At 69.2% G+C, this 15631-nt stretch carries 13 protein-coding genes and 1 tRNA gene; 6 read left to right on the plus strand and 8 right to left on the minus strand.

Annotated elements, in window-relative coordinates; genetic code table 11:
- Window positions 1–39: 39 nt before the first annotated feature.
- Entirely contained in the window at window positions 40–1287 is a 1248-nt protein-coding gene (tig, locus tag IT355_00865) for a trigger factor (protein MCC7051784.1), read from the minus strand.
- Between the two features lie 589 nt (window positions 1288–1876).
- On the opposite strand from tig, the gene IT355_00870 reads away from it, so the two are divergent.
- The 3 genes from IT355_00870 to IT355_00880 all read left to right on the plus strand — a co-directional run bounded on the left by IT355_00870 (window position 1877) and on the right by IT355_00880 (window position 5936).
- Window positions 1877–2386: a DUF983 domain-containing protein gene (locus IT355_00870; GenBank protein MCC7051785.1), complete on the plus strand. Its 510-nt coding sequence runs from the start codon at window positions 1877–1879 to the stop codon at window positions 2384–2386.
- Entirely contained in the window at window positions 2386–3714 is a 1329-nt protein-coding gene (locus IT355_00875) for a hypothetical protein (GenBank protein ID MCC7051786.1), read from the plus strand. Before IT355_00870 ends, IT355_00875 begins: the two co-directional genes overlap by 1 nt.
- 410 nt (window positions 3715–4124) lie before the next feature.
- Window positions 4125–5936, plus strand: coding sequence for a CocE/NonD family hydrolase (locus IT355_00880; GenBank protein MCC7051787.1), 1812 nt, complete (start codon window positions 4125–4127; stop codon window positions 5934–5936).
- Window positions 5937–6300: 364 nt separating this feature from the next.
- Here the strand turns inward: IT355_00880 and IT355_00885 are convergent, their stop codons facing one another.
- On the minus strand, window positions 6301–7083 hold the full coding sequence (locus tag IT355_00885; GenBank protein MCC7051788.1) for a hypothetical protein: 783 nt from the start codon (window positions 7081–7083) through the stop codon (window positions 6301–6303).
- 174 nt (window positions 7084–7257) lie between these two features.
- Here IT355_00885 and IT355_00890 point away from each other — a divergent pair, with 174 nt between their 5' ends.
- From IT355_00890 to IT355_00900, 3 genes are read left to right on the plus strand one after another with little or no spacing between them, the layout of a single operon-like run.
- Window positions 7258–8583, plus strand: a complete 1326-nt coding sequence (locus tag IT355_00890) for an amino acid permease (GenBank protein ID MCC7051789.1) — start codon at window positions 7258–7260, stop codon at window positions 8581–8583.
- A gap of 17 nt (window positions 8584–8600) precedes the next feature.
- Complete coding sequence (locus IT355_00895) at window positions 8601–9143, plus strand: gluconokinase (protein ID MCC7051790.1); 543 nt, start codon at window positions 8601–8603, stop codon at window positions 9141–9143.
- Entirely contained in the window at window positions 9140–10474 is a 1335-nt protein-coding gene (locus IT355_00900) for a GntP family permease (GenBank protein ID MCC7051791.1), read from the plus strand. Before IT355_00895 ends, IT355_00900 begins: the two co-directional genes overlap by 4 nt.
- A gap of 70 nt (window positions 10475–10544) precedes the next feature.
- Here the strand turns inward: IT355_00900 and IT355_00905 are convergent, their stop codons facing one another.
- From IT355_00905 to IT355_00930, 6 genes are all read right to left on the minus strand, one after another.
- On the minus strand, window positions 10545–12092 hold the full coding sequence (locus tag IT355_00905) for a phytoene desaturase (GenBank protein MCC7051792.1): 1548 nt from the start codon (window positions 12090–12092) through the stop codon (window positions 10545–10547).
- Between the two features lie 27 nt (window positions 12093–12119).
- A complete protein-coding gene (locus IT355_00910; GenBank protein ID MCC7051793.1) occupies window positions 12120–12380 on the minus strand; it encodes a hypothetical protein in 261 nt (86 codons plus the stop codon).
- 17 nt (window positions 12381–12397) lie between these two features.
- Window positions 12398–13357 (minus strand): carotenoid biosynthesis protein, encoded by a 960-nt coding sequence (locus IT355_00915; protein MCC7051794.1) that lies wholly within the window; start codon window positions 13355–13357, stop codon window positions 12398–12400.
- A 113-nt stretch (window positions 13358–13470) separates the two neighbouring features.
- Window positions 13471–14454, minus strand: coding sequence for a phytoene/squalene synthase family protein (locus IT355_00920; GenBank protein ID MCC7051795.1), 984 nt, complete (start codon window positions 14452–14454; stop codon window positions 13471–13473).
- Between the two features lie 188 nt (window positions 14455–14642).
- Window positions 14643–14933, minus strand: a complete 291-nt coding sequence (locus IT355_00925) for a hypothetical protein (protein MCC7051796.1) — start codon at window positions 14931–14933, stop codon at window positions 14643–14645.
- A 146-nt stretch (window positions 14934–15079) separates the two neighbouring features.
- Window positions 15080–15161, minus strand: a tRNA-Leu gene (locus IT355_00930).
- Window positions 15162–15631 lie beyond the last annotated feature (470 nt).

The following is a 15631-nucleotide window of genomic DNA, read 5'->3' on the forward strand; positions in this document are numbered from 1 at the left end:
AAAACGCCTTCGGCTCTGCGCGTGAGAGCGCCTTCGGCCTTACGCTACCTGATTGACCGTGTTCCGGGCAATCAGCCAGCCGAACACCTTGTCGTCGGTGACCGTCCGCTCCAGCTCCTTGATGCGGCCGGCCTTCTCGAGCTCGACGTACAGCTGACCAGTCTCGACACCTCGCGCCGCGGCCAGTTCCGCGACCTTGTCGTCCACGTCCGAGGTCGAGGCCACCAGGCCCTCCTTCTCCGCGATCGTGTCGATCACGACGTCGCGGCGCACCTGCCGCTCGGCCATGGGGCGGAACTCCCCGGCGAAGCGCTCCTGCATCCCCTCGGGCACCTGGTACATCTGCATGTAGGCGCCCATCACCTGCTGGACCCAGGCATTCGGGATCTCGAACGGGTTGGCGGCGATGACCTGGTCCAGGAGCTGCTCTCGCACGGACGAGTCCGCCTCGCGCTTCACGTGCTCGCCCATGTCCTTGCGCACGGCCTCGGTGAGCGCCGCCACCGAGTCGAAATCGCCGAGTTCGCCAGCGAAGGCGTCGTCCAGCGCCGGCAGCGCCTTCCGCTTCACTTCCAGCAGGGTCACGCGCGTCAGCTTGGACTTGCCACGCTGGGCCTCGTCCGGGAAGTCATCCGGCCAGCGCACAGGGCGCTCGACCGTCTCACCCGGCGTGGCCTCCATGATGAGCTCCTCGATGCCCGGGATCGCCTGGCCCTTGCCGAGCTCGAGCGGATACTCGCGCTGCTCCGGCATCTCGCCCCCATCTTCCTGGGACGCGATCTTCACCTTGACCTGGTCGCCGGGCTGCGGCTTGTCCTCCACCGGAGCCAGGGCCGCCCGCTGCTCCCGGAGCGTCTCGAGCTGCTCCTGCACCATCTCGTCCGTCACCACGTCCGACGGCCGGGCCACGGTGAAGCCCGAGGTGGTCTCGATGACGATGGCGGGGCGGACCTCGAGGTGGATGTCGAAGGTCACCGGCTGGCCGTCCTCGAACTTCAGGTCGTGGACGTGCGGCTGGGCGATGGGCTCGAGCTTCTCCTGCTCGAGCGCCTGCTGCCACGCCTCCTGGACCAGGCTCTCGAGGGCCTCCGACCGGATCTGCTCGGCATACGCCTTCCGGATCAGGTGGATGGGGGCCTTGCCCGGCCGGAAGCCCGGCATGCGGGCCGCGGAGGCATAGCGCTTCACGGCCTTGTCCTCGGCGGCCTTGACGGTCTCGGGAGAGACGGTCACGCCGAGCAGGCGCTCGACGCCCTCGGCCTTCTTGACGGCAATTTCAAACGACATCGTCGGGTCGATTCGGGGAAGAACGAAAAGCGCCGCCGGTCGGACACGGCGGCGGATTCCCGCAAGCTAACGGGGGGCAGGGCCCGGGCGGAGGGGCACCAGCCCGTCCAAACGGCGGGCCTTCCCGGGGGGATGGCGCCTGCCCTGTGCCGGCGTCGTCAACAGTGTTCACGCGGAGGGCGCGGAAGCACGGAACGTCCGGTGCGCCGGGCGGGCCCGTACTGCTCGCGGACCATCGTCAACAGGGTTCACGCGGAAAACGCGGAAAACGCGGAAAACGCGGAAAAGCTAGGCCCGACTCCCCGGCGTCGGTGACCGTGAAAGCTGGAATTTCTTGGGAACTGCGCGCCCGCGCACGCAGTTCCTACAAACGACTGACGGCCAAGCGTCGCACGGCTCGGCGATCCGGGCAGGGATTTTCCGCGTTTTCCGCGTTTCCGCGTGAACCCTGTTGACGATCTCCCCCCGGGCGCAGGAGCCCGAGCGGCGCGACGCTCTTTCCGTGCTTCCGTGCCTTCCGCGTGAACACTGTTGACGATGCCAGCACGGGATCGGCTGTGAGCGCCACGCGACAGGCCTAGATTGCGGCATGACGCAACCCGAGGAACTCCACGACGCGGATCGGCAGCCCGGCGCCCGGCCGCGGCCGGACCCGGTGAAGCTGGATGCCCGTGGCACACGCACCACCGAGTCGGCGCTCGACGTCCCGGCCTGGGGGCAGCTCTTCCGCCTGATGGGCCGGGCCATACGACTCCGCTGCCCGCACTGCGGCGAGGGGCCGGTGCTCCGCGGCTACGCCACCGTGAACGACCGGTGCCGCCACTGCGGCTTCCGCTTCACCCGCAGCACCGACTCGTACTTCTCCGGGGCGATGCTCACCAACCTCGCCGTGGCCGAGGGGCTCTTCGCGCTCGTGTTCGCCACCACGATCATCTCGTCGTGGCCGGATGTGCCGTGGGACACCCTCACCTGGGCCATGCCGCTCGGCATCGCGCTGGCGCCAGCGCTGCTGCTGCCGTTCGCGAAGGTGTTCTGGCTCACCTTCGACGTGGCCTTCCGCCCCGTCACCCCCGACGAGATCGAGACGCCGCGGGGCTGATGCTCACGCTCCTCGCGTTCGGCATGGTCATCACCTTCATGGTGCTGATCATGTCGCGACGGATGGCACCGCTCACGGCACTGATCCTGGTGCCGGTCGCCTTCGCCCTGCTGGGCGGCTTCCGGCAGGACCTGGGGGCCATGATGCTCGCCGGCGTGGTGAAGCTGGCGCCGACGGGGATCATGCTCACCTTCGCGATCCTCTACTTCGCGATCATGATCGACGCCGGCCTGTTCGAGCCGGTGGTGAACGGGCTGCTGCGCGTGGTGGGCGGTGACCCGGTGCGGGTGGTGGTGGGCACGGCGGTGCTGGCGCTGGTGGTCTCGCTGGACGGCGACGGCTCGACGACCTACATGATCACCACCGCGGCGATGCTGCCTGTCTACCGCAGGCTCGGCATCCGCCCACTGGTGCTGGCCTGCGTGACGATGCTCGCCGGCGGCGTGATGAACATCCTGCCGTGGGGCGGCCCCACCGCGCGGGCGGCGAGTGCCCTGTCGGTGGACGCCCGCGCGCTGTTCGTACCGATGATCCCCGCGATGCTGGCGGCGGCGTGCTTCGTGCTCTACGCCGCGTGGCGCATGGGCGTGGCGGAGTCGGCGCGCATCGCCGACGCCGGCGTGGTGCGCTTCGACGACGAGACGGCGCTGGACGACAACATCACCCCCGCCCTCACGCGCCGGCCGGCGCTGCTGCCCGTGAACGCCGCCCTCACCGCCGTGCTGATGGTCGCCCTGGTGCTCGGCGTGATGCCGCTGCCGGTCCTGTTCATGCTCGGATTCGCGATTGCCATCACCATCAACTACCCCAGCGTCGCGGAGCAGAAGCACCTGCTGGCGACGCACGCCGCCAACGTGATGGCGGTGGCCTCGCTGATCTTCGCCGCCGGCATCTTCACCGGCATCCTCAGCGGCACGAAGATGGTCGACGCGATGGCGACCAGCGTGGTCGCGATGGTGCCGCAGTCGCTCGGCCCCTACCTGGCGACGGTGACGGGCGTGCTCAGCATCCCGTTCACCTTCTTCATCTCGAACGACGCCTTCTACTTCGGCATCCTGCCGATCCTCGCCAAGGCGGGCCAGGCGTACGGCATCAGCGCGGCCGAGATGGGCCGCGCCTCGCTGATCGGCCAGCCTGTGCACCTGCTCAGTCCACTGGTGCCGTCCACCTACCTGCTGGTGGGCCTGGCGGGTGTGGACTTCGACGCGCACCAGCGCTTCACCATCAAGTGGGCGCTGCTGGCGGCCCTCGTGCTGCTCGGCGCCGGCCTGCTCACGACGGTCATTCCCGTCGTCGGGCACCTGGCTTCTACGGTTCCTCCAACCTGACGATGCTCATGGCAACGTTGAATAGCTTCGACGCAAGGGCGCAAGACAGCAACGGGACGGACTGTGCGCGAGGCGGTGTTCCGTTCGCGGGCGTCACGTCGTTGAACAGCTTTGACGCAAAGGCGCAAAGGGGGAACAGCAAGAACTGCGCGGCGGCAGGTGCGGGCGGCGTCGTTCGCTCGCACGAGGGCGTGAAGGAATTGATGGGAACTGCGGTGCGGTGGTGGCTTCGTACCGCGCGGCGAAGCATCTCACCCCACCGCCGTTCCCCAAGAAATCCACGCCACGCGTGCGAACGAGCGTTGCCATCCGCGCAGAGCTCCTTTGCGTCCTTGCGCTGTTCTTTGCGCCTTTGCGTTAGAGCTGTTCAAGATCTCCGCATCGCAGCGACCGTCGCGGCCGCGCTCGTGATGGCGGCCGGGCCGCTGCAAGCCCAGTACGAAGTCGTCAAGGACGGACACGACGTGATGGTCACGATGCGCGACGGCAAGCGGATGGCGACGGACATCTGGCGGCCGGCGCGGAACGGCGTGGCCGTCGACGGGCGATTCCCGGTGCTGCTGAACCGCACGCCCTACGACAAGGGCAGCCTCGCCGCACAGGCCGAGACCTTCGCGCGTCACGGGTATGTGGTGGCCGTGCAGGACCTGCGCGGCCGCTATGCCAGCGAGGGGACGTTCCTGAAGGTGCAGCCCGCCGATGCCACCGATGGCTACGACACCATCGAGTGGCTGGCACGGCAGCCGTGGTCGAACGGCAAGGTGGGCATGTGGGGACAGTCGTTCGCCGCGCATGCGCAGGCGGGTGCCGCACAGCTGCATCCACCGTCGCTGGCGACACTGGTGCTCAACATGGGCGGCATGTCGAACGCGTGGGACCACGGCGTGCGCTACCGCGGCACGTACGAGATGGGGCGCCAGCTCACCTGGGCCTGGAGCCAGCTGCTGGCCGATGCCCCGAATGAGGCCGTGCGCACGCTGCTGACGCGGGAGAAGGTGGAAGACTGGTACGCGGTGCAGCCGATGCGGCGCGGACTGAATCCGCTGTCGGGTGCGCCGGAGTACGAGGCCTGGTACCTCGACTTCTTCGAGCACGCGGACTACGACGCGTTCTGGAAGGACCCGATGGTGAACTGGGAGGAGCACTACGGGCAGACGTCGGACATCCCGATGCTCCACATCGGCGGCTGGTACGACATCTTCCTCGCCGGCACCTTCCGCAACTTCCTGGGCCTGGGTGCGATCAAGCGCACGCCGCAGCGCATCGTGGTGGGGCCGTGGACCCACAGCGGCAACACGAAGCCCCATGCGGGCGACGTGTCGTTCGGAGCCGAGGCGGCGATCACCGACTTCTACGGCGCATTCCACCTGCGCTGGTTCGACCATTTCCTGAAGGGCGCGCCGACCGGCGTGGAGCGCGATGCCCCGGTGCGACTCTTCGTGATGGGCACCGGCGACGGGCACAAGGACGCGGACGGACGCCTGTTCGCGGGCGGCTACTGGCGCGACGCGGCGTCCTGGCCGCTGCCGGGCACGCGCCTGGTGCCGTACTACTTCCACGCCGACGGCTCTCTCACCCCGCGCCGGCCGGTGGAGCGCGTGTCGTCCACGACCTACACCTACGACCCCGCGCACCCGGTGCCGACCATCGGCGGCGGGGCCTCGGCGCGGCTGAAGGACGGTGCCTTCGACCAGCGCGAGGGACCACGCTTCCCGCCATCCGCTGCGCCCTACCTGCCGCTCGCCTCGCGGCGCGACGTGGTCGTGTTCCAGACCGAGCCCCTGGCCGAGGACGTGACCGTGATCGGGCCGGTCACGGTCGTGCTGCACGCCGCATCGAACCGTCGGGACACCGACTTCACGGCGAAGCTGGTCGATGTCCATCCGCCGAGCACCGACTGGCCCGGCGGGTTCGACCGGAACCTCACCGATGCGATCGTGCGTGGCCGCTACCGCGCCACGCGCGACCACGCGGTGCTGCTGGTGCCGGGCCGCGTCTACCCGTTCACGATCGAGCCGTTCCCGACCGCGAACGTCTTCCGCAAGGGGCACCGGATCCGCATCGACATCTCGAGCAGCAACTTCCCGCGCTTCGATGCCAACCCGAACACCGGCGAGCCGCTGGGCCGCAACCGGCGCACGGTGACGGCGGACAACACCATCCACCACAGCGCCCTGTACCCGTCGCACATCATCCTTCCGCTCGCGCCGGGACGTCCGTAGGAACTGCGTGACGCAAAGGCGCAAAGCGGCCTTCTCATCCTTCCGCTCGCGCCGGGACGTCCGTAGGAACTGCCTAACGCAAAGACGCAAAGCGGCCTTCGGCCGCCGCAAAGACGCGGCAGAGCCCTGCGCGAAGGGCACCCGATGGCGTAGCGCGTTGCAACGCAGGCTGAAGGAACTGCAACAGCGAACCGCTGTTACCAAAGACACCGTTCGTTGCGCGGCGCCGATGCCGGAGCACAGCGCACGGCGTCGCCGCTCCTTTGCGGCGGCCGAAGGCCGCTTTGCGCCTTCGCGTTTCGCTGTTCGACGGAGCATGGGCAGCCGCACGGAACTCCCGAGCCAGCACGCCGGGTGCCGCGCCTCAGAACCGCAGCGAGAGGCAGCTCAGGCCACCGTCCATCTTGCGGAACTCTCTCATGTCCAGCACCTCGAGCGCGTAGCCGCGGGCCCGCAGCAGGGCGTCGAGCTGCGGCTGCCCCTGCGACACGAACACCACGTCGTTCACGCGCACGCAGTTGGCACCGTACTCCTCGCCGGCGGGCACCCGCACCACGTCGCAGCCGGCGAACGCGGGGTCGCCGGCCAGCGCGTCGATCAGCACCAGCACCCCGGGATCGAGGGCGGCGATGCCACTCTTGAGGTGCAGGATGCCGTCGACGCCGCGGATGTCCACGGTCGATGCCGTGATCCCGAACTGTGCCAGCCACACCGCGAGCTGTGCGGCCCCCTCGTGGTTCGTGCGGTGCGAGATGCCGATGAACACGTGGTGGCCCGCCTCGCACACGTCACCGGCATCGAGCGTGCCCGGTGCCGTGACCTGCGCGAGGGCAGGGAACACCCCGCGCAGCACGTCCCCGATCGCCTCGACCTCGCCGGCGCGGCTGGTCGCCCCGGGCCGCGTGAGCAGCGCGCCGCGGCCGGGCAGGATCAGCGCGGTGTCCTCGACGAAGGTGGAGTCGGGAAAGCGTGCGTCGGGCGGCAGCGTGACCAGCGCACACCCGTGCCGCACCAGCGCCGCGCAGTAGGCGGCGTGCTGTGCGAGCGCGAGGTCCACGTCCGGGACGCCGAGATCCACGGTGGTCAGGCCGTCGGCGAAGTTGCGCGCCGGCGGACGGACGATGGCCTGCGTGAAGCGGGAGAACATGACGGTCGGGACGGGGCGGGTAAGTGCGGCGGGGGGCGTCGCCGTGCCACCGGCGCGATGACCGGAAGTAATGCCTCCCGCGACCCCCGGCCGCAACGACGGCGCACGCGGCGGTGCGCGGCGATACGTTCCGGGCACCTGCCGCCTCCGCTTGCCCGCCCTCCAGACCGCCGCATGGCCGACACTCTCGCGCGCACGCTCGGCACCCGCGACCTGACCATGCTGGTCGTCGGGAACGTGATCGGGTCCGGCATCTTCCTCGTGCCGTCGTCGGTGCTCGCGCAGAGCGGCGAGTCGGTGCCGATCGCCACCGCCGTCTGGCTGGTGGGTGGCGTGCTGTCGCTGCTCGGCGCGCTGAGCTACGGCGAACTGGGGGCCATGGAATCCACCGGCAGCGGCGGTGGCCTCTACGCCTTCATCCGCGACGGCTTCGGCCCGTTCCCCGCGTTCCTGTACGGCTGGACGCTGTTCTTCGTGATCGGTGCCGGCACCATCGCCACGCTCGCCGTGGCGGCAGCGAACTACATGACGCAGTTCTTCCCGATGACCGGCATCCAGAAGAGCGTGGTGGCCTGCACGCTGATCCTGGTGATGATGGTGATCAACGTGCGCGGCACGCGGGAGAGCGCGACGGTGCAGAACGTCGCCACCGGCATCAAGGTGCTGGCGATCCTCGGCATGAGCGCGGTGCTGTTCGCGCTCGGGAAGGGTGACATGCTGCCGGCGGTGGCGCACACGGTGACGAAGGCCTCGGTGCCGGGCGTCGGGCTCTCGATCATCTCGGTGCTCTGGGCCTACGAAGGCTGGCAGTACGTGACCTTCGTCTCGGCCGAGGCGAAGGACCCGCAGCGGTCGCTGCCGCGGGCCATCACGTTCGGCACGCTGCTGCTGATCGCCATCTACCTGGTCGCGAACTTCGCCTACCTGGCGGCGCTCGGGCCGGCGCGTGTGGCGGCGTCGGAGCGCGTGGCGGGCGAGGCGGTGGCGACAGTGATGGGACCGGCTGCCGGCTGGCTGATCGCCGGTGCGATCATCGTGTCGATGTACAGTGCGGCGCATGCCACCGTGATCACGGTGCCGCGCGTGTACTTCGCGATGGCGCGTGACGGCCTGTTCTTCCGGCGGCTCACCGAGGTGCACCCCACCTTCGGCACGCCGGCGATCGCGATCATCACGAGCTGCACGTGGGCGCTGGTGCTGGCGCTCACCGGCACGTTCGAGCAGCTGCTCACCTACGTGGTGTTCATCGGCTGGATCTTCTACGCGATGGGCGCGGCCGCGGTGATCGCGCTGCGCATCAAGCGACCGGATGCCGTGCGGCCGTTCCGCGTGCCGGGCTATCCCGTCACGCCGCTGCTCTTCGTGCTGGCGGCGGTGGTGATCGTCGGGAACACCGTCTGGTCGCAGCCGAAGGAAGCGCTCATCGGGATCGCGGTGGTGCTGGCCGGTGCGCCGGCGTACATGGTGTGGAAGCGCCGTCTCGCGGCACCGGCGGCGTGACGGCGGGTGGTGACGGCATGACGGGTCGTGGTGCGCCGGACCGACCGGCGCTGGTGCTGATGGGCACCGCCGCCGCCGGCAAGACCGCCATCGGCAGCGCGGTCGCGGCGGCGCTTGGCGTGCGTTTCGTGGAGGGCGATGACTTTCATCCCCCCGCGAACGTGGCGCGCATGGCGGCGGGCATCCCGCTCACCGACGCCGACCGGGAGGGGTGGCTGCAGGCACTTGCCGGGGAGCTGCGCACAGCGCGGCTGGACGGTCGCGGCATCGTCATGTCGTGCTCCGCGCTGCGGCGCATCTACCGTGACGTGCTGCGCGGCGGTGACGACGGTGTGCAGTTCGTGTTCCTGCACGCCGGCATCGACGTGCTGCGCGACCGGCTCGCGGCGCGACGGGGCCACTTCATGCCGGTGTCGCTGCTCGAGAGCCAGTTCGCCACGCTCGAGCCACCGGCCGCCGACGAACGGGCGTGGCACCTGGACGCGAGCCGCTCTCGCGAGGAGCTCACGCGCGCGATCCTGTCGCGACTTGGCGCCTCGGCGCCGGAGGCACGGCCGTGAACACCATGCTGCTGGTGTACGCGCTGCTGGCCGTGATCGCACTGGTGGTGCTGATCGCCCGGTTCAAGGTGCATCCGTTCGTGGTGCTGATCGCCGTGTCGCTCGGCATGGGCCTCGCCGCGGGCATGCCGGCCGCCGCCGTGGTGAAGGCGTTCCAGGACGGCGTCGGCACCTCACTCGGCTTCATCGCCGTGGTGGTGGGGCTTGGCACGATGCTCGGCAAGCTGATGGCCGAGAGCGGTGGGGCGGCGCGGATCGCAGCCACGCTGCTCGGCCTGTTCGGCGAGCGGCGTGTGCACTGGGCCATCATGTTCGTGGCATTCATCGTCGGCATCCCGGTGTTCTTCCAGGTCGGGTTCGTGCTGCTGATCCCGCTGGTCTTCACCATCGCGCGCCAGACCGGCACCTCCCTGATCAAGGTGGGGATCCCGCTGGTGGCAGGCCTGTCGGTGGTGCACGGCATGGTGCCACCGCACCCGGCGGCGATGCTCGCCGTGGTGGCGTACAAGGCGGATGTCGGCCTGACGATCCTCTACGCGATCCTGGTCGGCCTGCCCACGGCGGCCCTCGCCGGCCCGGTGTTCGCGACGTGGGTCGCGCCGCGCATCGCGCTGCCGCCGGTCAACCCGCTCGCCGAGCAGTTCCGCACCGATGACACGCGGGCGTTGCCCGGCTTCGGCATCACGGTCTTCACCGTGTTGTTGCCGGTGTTGCTGATGCTCGGCGCGAGCACCGCCGAGGTCACGCTGCCGCCGGACAGTCCGCTCCGGCATGCCATGGCCTTCACCGGCAGCCCCATCGTCTCGCTGCTCGTGGCGCTGCTCTTCGCGTTCTGGTCGCTGGGGTACGCCCGGCAGTTCTCGCGGGACGACCTGCTGAAGTTCACGAACGACTGTCTCGCGCCCACCGCCACGATCCTGCTGGTGATCGGCGCTGGCGGCGGGTTTAACCGCGTGCTGATCGAGAGCGGTGTGGGGCGCGCGATCGCGGACGTGGCGGTGCGCACGCAGGCCTCACCGGTCCTCCTCGCCTGGGTGGTGGCGGCACTGATCCGCGTCGCCACGGGCTCGGCGACGGTCGCGATGACGACGGCGGCCGGGATCGTCGCCCCGATCGCGCTCCTGACGCCGGGCACCTCGCCCGAGCTGCTGGTGCTCGCGACCGGCGCCGGGTCGCTCGTGCTCTCGCACGTGAACGACTCCGGCTTCTGGCTGATCAAGGAGTTCTTCAACATGACCGTGCCGCAGACACTGCGCACCTGGACCGTCGCGGAGACGATCGTGGGCGTGGCCGGCCTGCTGTTCACGCTGCTCCTTGGCGTGTTGCTGTAGGGTGCCGCCAAACCCGCCACCGGCGTGACGCTGGTCGGCGCGCCCGAGCCGCTCGCGCACGACAGCGGCGTCAGACGGCGGTCAGTTCCTCCACCGCCTCACGCGCCGACTTCGAGCGCGTGCCGCGGAGCCGTGCCCCGGCGGCGACGCCAATCATGTCGGCGACGATCTTCCCCGATCCCATCACGCCAGGCAGGCCCGCACCCGGGTGGGTGCCCGCACCGGCGAAGTAGAGGTTCGGGATGTCCTCGCTCACGTTGTGCGGCCGCATCCACGCCGACTGCATCAGCGTCGGCTCCACGCTGAATGCCGTGCCGAGATAGCTGTTGAGCGAGTTCTGGAAGTAGCGCGGATCGATGTGTCGTTCCGTCACGATGCGCTCCTTCAGCCCCGGCAGGTGTCGCTTGTCGAGGTGATCGATGATGCGCTCGCTGTACTCCTGGTGCGTCTTCGCCCAGTCCACGTTGCCGCCGAGGTGCGGCACCACCGACAGCACGTACCACGCGTCGTCGCCCGGCGGTGCGAGGGACGGGTCGGTGACGGTGGGGCGGTGCAGGTACAGCGAGAAGTCCTTCGCCAGGATCTTGTTGTCGAAGATGTCGGTGAGAAGCCCCTTGTACCGCGGGCCCATCAGGATCTCGTGGTGCGCCGTTGCGGGCCACATGTCGCGTGTGCCGCGGGTGCCGAAGTAGCTCACGAACAGCGACATCGAGTAGCGCTTGCGCTTGAATCGCTTGTCGGTGTTCACCGGCCGGAACTCCGGCTTGATCAGCTTCATGTAGCTCATCGCCACGTCGCCGTTCACCACCACCGCATCGGCCGCGATCCGCTCACCCTGCGCCAGCGCCACGCCGGTGGTGCGGCGCGTGGCGGGGTCCACCATCACCTCGGCCACCTCGGCGTTGAACTGGATCGTGCCGCCGATGTCGGTGAAGCACTGCACCATGCCGCGCACCAGCGCCCCCGTGCCGCCCATCGCGAAATGCACGCCCCACTTCTGCTCGAGGGCGTGGACGAGGGTGTAGAGGCAGCTCGCGTCGAACGGGTTGCCGCCGATCAGCAGCGGGTGGAAGCTGAACACCTGCTGCAGGCGCGGGTCCTTGATGTACTTGTTGACGAAGGTCGTGACCGAGCGCTGGGCGCGGAGCGTGGCAAGCCGCGGGGCGACCTTGAGCATGCTGCCGACGGTCGTGAAGGGCTGGTCGACCAGCGACATCCCCTCGACGAAGATCTTCTCCGCCTCGGCGAAGAAGCGCTTGTAGCCCTCCACGTCGTCGGGGTTGAAGCGGGCGACCTCGGCCAGCACCGTGTCCATGTTCCCGCCGTAGCGGAAGCAGCTCCCGTCGTCGAAGCGCACGTTGTAGTACGGGTCGATCGGGACGATCTGCACGTAGTCGGCGGTCTTCGCGCCGGCGGCGGCGAAGATGTCGTCGATCATCCACGGGGCGGTGATGATCGTGGGACCGGCGTCGAAGGTGAAGCCGTCGCGCTCGAAGACGTACGCGCGACCGCCCGGCTTGTCGAGCTTCTCGACGATCGTGACCTGGTGGCCCTGGGCCTGCAGGCGGATGGCGGCCGACAGGCCACCGAACCCGCTCCCGATGACAACGATGCGCATGCGACTCTCAGGTGATGGGCGCCAGGCTCAGTCGCCGGCGCGCAGGTGCAACAGGTGACAGATGAACGCGGCGCTCAGCGCGGGCGCGAGCGTCCAGGAGGGCCAGCCCGCCGCGAGGGAACGGCAGGCCAGCGTGAAGCCCGCACCGGCGCCGAGGAACGCCGCGAGCTGCGGCAGGGGCATGCCACGACCGGTGGCGCGCGTCCGGCGCGCGAGCACGGCGCCTTCCACGACCAGCAACGCGAGGATCGCGTCGTACAGCGCCGGCGCGCGCAGCCAGTCGAGCACCGGCGCGCCGTCAGGCCTCAGCGACCGGCGACGGCGATGTCGCCGAGGGACCCCGTCGATCGCTGCGTGCTCCCAGCCGGCTTCGGGCCCTTACGCAGTGCCAGCACCAGCGGGATGGCCATCGCGACCGTCCCGAGCACGAACGCCAGCCAGAGCCCGCGCCCGAGGCAGATTCCCAGCGGCAGCACCGCATTCACGGCGTACAGCGCGAGCGGGAAGCTGGTCGGCGACACGTCACGCGCCCAGCGCGACGGCGGCACGATGGCCAGCATCACGCGTGACACGATGATCCCCGTCAGCAGCCAGCCAAGCCAGTTCGTGAGCGGCATGCCGTAGAAGTGCCCGCCGATCAGGATGTTCTGCCAGAGGGGCATGCCCTCGAGCGACGGCAGGTGCCACAGCCAGTGCACGCTCGCCACCATCGCCGGATCCATCGACACGTCCCACGCCGTCAGCACGAAGCCCGCGACCAGCGCCCACCACCAGCGGCTGGTGCTGTCGTCCTTCGAGGGCAGGATCCGCCCGCAGATCGCCAGCGAGCAGTACAACATGAAGAACCACGACGTCGGGATGTTGAACGGCACGAGGTCGAGGATCTTGTAGCCGAGCTGCGTGGTGTAGCTGTACGGGCCGAACGGCAGGCCGGTGCTCGTGCCCAGCAGTTCGGAGCCGAGCGAGATGGTGAAGCTGACGATGAAGATCAGCACGCCGGTCCGCCGTCCGAGGCGTCCCATGGCGTGCAACAGGCCGGCGAGGGCGCCGAGCACGACCGTCGTCTGTCCGCCCCACTTGTAGCCGAACGCCATGATGCGCTGGTTCGTCGGCGTCTGCAGCCACTCGGGGAACGGCGGGGAGAGGAACGTCGCGAAGGCGATCCCCGAAAAGATCGTCAGGGCGCAATGCGCCACGAGACACGCGAACGCAATGCGCATCATCGGCGTGGTGTCGTCCTGAGGCAGTTCGGAGGCAGCGGTCACCGTGCGGGTCCTCGGGTCGATGCAAAAGGGGATGAATGCAGCATGTCACGCATTGGAGGCGTCGTCAATCCGGATGATGCCGCAGAACGCATCCGGCATCGCGGCGGTGCCAGTCAGGCGAGGCCGACCATCTCGTCGGCCGGCGACGGATCGGGCGTCTCCCAGTCGCGGTGTGACCGGGTGGCCTCATGCCGACCGGTGCGAAGTTCGGGGCGCATCCGCCACACTTCCCAGAGCACACCCATCCGTGCCGCGGTCGGCAGGTGGGCACGCGTGCGCAGCGAGTCGTAGCCGATGCGCTCGATGGCGCCGAGGATGCGGCGATACCCGATGGCGCAGGCCCAGGCGCAGCGCTGTGCGTCGGGGGACAGCAGGCGGATGCCGGGCACGGCATCGCGGTAGAGGCGGCGCGCGCGGGAGACCTGCTGCTTCATGAACTGGACCCAGCGTTCGTCGCCGGCCTCGATGGTGCCGGCCAGCACCTCGTCGGGGGTCAGGCCGAACGCCGCCAGGTCCTGGGTCGGCAGGTAGCAACGGCCGCGCCGGGCATCCTCGCCGACGTCGCGGAGGATGTTCGTGAGCTGCATGGCGAGCCCGAGCGTGCGGGCATACCGGAGTGCCGCGCGGCGCACGTCGTCTCCGCCCTGCACCCCGAAGACGTAGGTGCACATCTCGCCGACCGAGCTCGCTACCCCTTCGCAGTACCGGGAGAGGTCGCTCCAGGTCTCGTAGTGCACCGGGCGGAGGTCCATCGCGACGCCATCCAGCAGCTCGCGGAGCACGGCCGCCGGCACGCCGAACTGGCGCATGACGGCATCCAGCTCGCGGAACACCGGGTCGGAGGGACGGCCATCGAGGGCGTGCTGGAGCTTCCGTTCATGGGCGGCGAGCGCCGCCGCGACCCCCGGGTCGGCGTCACAGCCGGCCATGCGGGCGTCGTCAGCGCGGTCCACGATGTCGTCCGCCACGCGGCAGAAGGCGTAGAGGGCGAAGGCCGCACGCCGCTTGTGGCGTGGCAGGAAGATGCTCGCGAGGTGGAAAGTGCGGGCGTGCTCGCGCACGACGCGCTGGCACACCTGCGCATCACGATCACTCATCGCGTGACAGCGGTCTGGAGGGAGGTCGGGAGCTGCAACGGGCGTGGACTTCGAGCTCAACGCGGCCGAGGGCATGAAGTTCCGTGTGCGAGACGAGACGGGGCCGAATGCCGTCGCCGACATTCAGCCCCCGTCCTCTCAAACTACCTCATCCCGGGTCAGGGGCGAGCCCCTGCCGGACACTGGCGTCAGGTGCCCTTCGGACCGGCGGCGAGGCCGAGGGCCGCGCCGATCGGGTTGAACACCATCGCCAGGCCCTTCTCGATCCCGATGAGCAGCGCAGCGATCAGTTTGTACGGGCCGTCGGCACGGCCGAGCTCGCCGAGGGCGGAGCCCAGCGGATCGAGCTGCGAACGGCCGCGCTTCCATTCCTCGACCTCCGGTGCCCAGCCCATCTTGGTGAGACGGCCGTAATGGTCGGCCAGCAGCGCGGCAAGCACGATCAGGAACAGGCAGATCAGGATGGCGATCGCGGACATAGGTACGGACCGATGGAAGGTGGACCCGGGACTCGGGCGAATCCCGCAGCAGGGGCAGGAACGACCGCTCCCGCTGCAGGGATCGTAAGGCATGAACACCGGCACCGGCAAGTCAGCCAAACGCCGGATACTGTGTCATCCAGACATGCCAACGCCGGGACTCGAACCCGGACACCTCGCGGTACCAGATCCTAAGTCTGGCGTGTCTACCAGTTCCACCACGTCGGCACAGGCCAGAATCTAGGCCCCCGCCGGGCGCCGGCTCAAGCGCGCCGTCCTCAGCGTCCTCGGCGTCCTTCGCGGCGTCTGCGGCGTTCGGGCATCGTCAACGGCTGAACGCAAAGACGCAAAGACGCAAAGACGCAAAGGGGGCACAAGGGGCGCATGGGGCGCAGGGGGCGCAGGGGGCGCAGGGGGCACAGAGCTCTACCGTCATGCCGGCGTCGGCGCACACAGACGCGTCGCAAATGCTGTGTGAACCGCAACCGCAACCGCAGTTCCCCTCAATGACTTGCGCCGTCGTGAGGGCCGACGACTGCCCTGCGCGCCGACCACCTTTGCGTCTTTGCGTCTTTGCGTCTTTGCGTCTTTGCGTTGACGCTGTTGCTCTTGCGGTTGCAGACGGACTTTGCGTTGACGCTGTTGCTCTTGCGGTTGCAGACGGACTTTGCGTTGACGCTGTTGCTCTTGCGGTTGCA

This window comes from Gemmatimonadaceae bacterium, assembly GCA_020851035.1.
Taxonomy (GTDB): domain Bacteria; phylum Gemmatimonadota; class Gemmatimonadetes; order Gemmatimonadales; family Gemmatimonadaceae; genus JACMLX01.

Coding starts and splice junctions, on each gene's coding strand:
- IT355_00920 (MCC7051795.1), bottom strand. CDS start 14,454: ATGAGTGATCGTGATGCGCAGGTGTGCCAGCGCGTCGTGCGCGAGCAC.
- IT355_00875 (MCC7051786.1), top strand. CDS start 2,386: ATGCTCACGCTCCTCGCGTTCGGCATGGTCATCACCTTCATGGTGCTG.
- IT355_00925 (MCC7051796.1), bottom strand. CDS start 14,933: ATGTCCGCGATCGCCATCCTGATCTGCCTGTTCCTGATCGTGCTTGCC.
- IT355_00885 (MCC7051788.1), bottom strand. CDS start 7,083: ATGTTCTCCCGCTTCACGCAGGCCATCGTCCGTCCGCCGGCGCGCAAC.
- IT355_00870 (MCC7051785.1), top strand. CDS start 1,877: ATGACGCAACCCGAGGAACTCCACGACGCGGATCGGCAGCCCGGCGCC.
- IT355_00890 (MCC7051789.1), top strand. CDS start 7,258: ATGGCCGACACTCTCGCGCGCACGCTCGGCACCCGCGACCTGACCATG.
- IT355_00895 (MCC7051790.1), top strand. CDS start 8,601: ATGACGGGTCGTGGTGCGCCGGACCGACCGGCGCTGGTGCTGATGGGC.
- IT355_00905 (MCC7051792.1), bottom strand. CDS start 12,092: ATGCGCATCGTTGTCATCGGGAGCGGGTTCGGTGGCCTGTCGGCCGCC.
- IT355_00880 (MCC7051787.1), top strand. CDS start 4,125: ATGGCGGCCGGGCCGCTGCAAGCCCAGTACGAAGTCGTCAAGGACGGA.
- tig (MCC7051784.1), bottom strand. CDS start 1,287: ATGTCGTTTGAAATTGCCGTCAAGAAGGCCGAGGGCGTCGAGCGCCTG.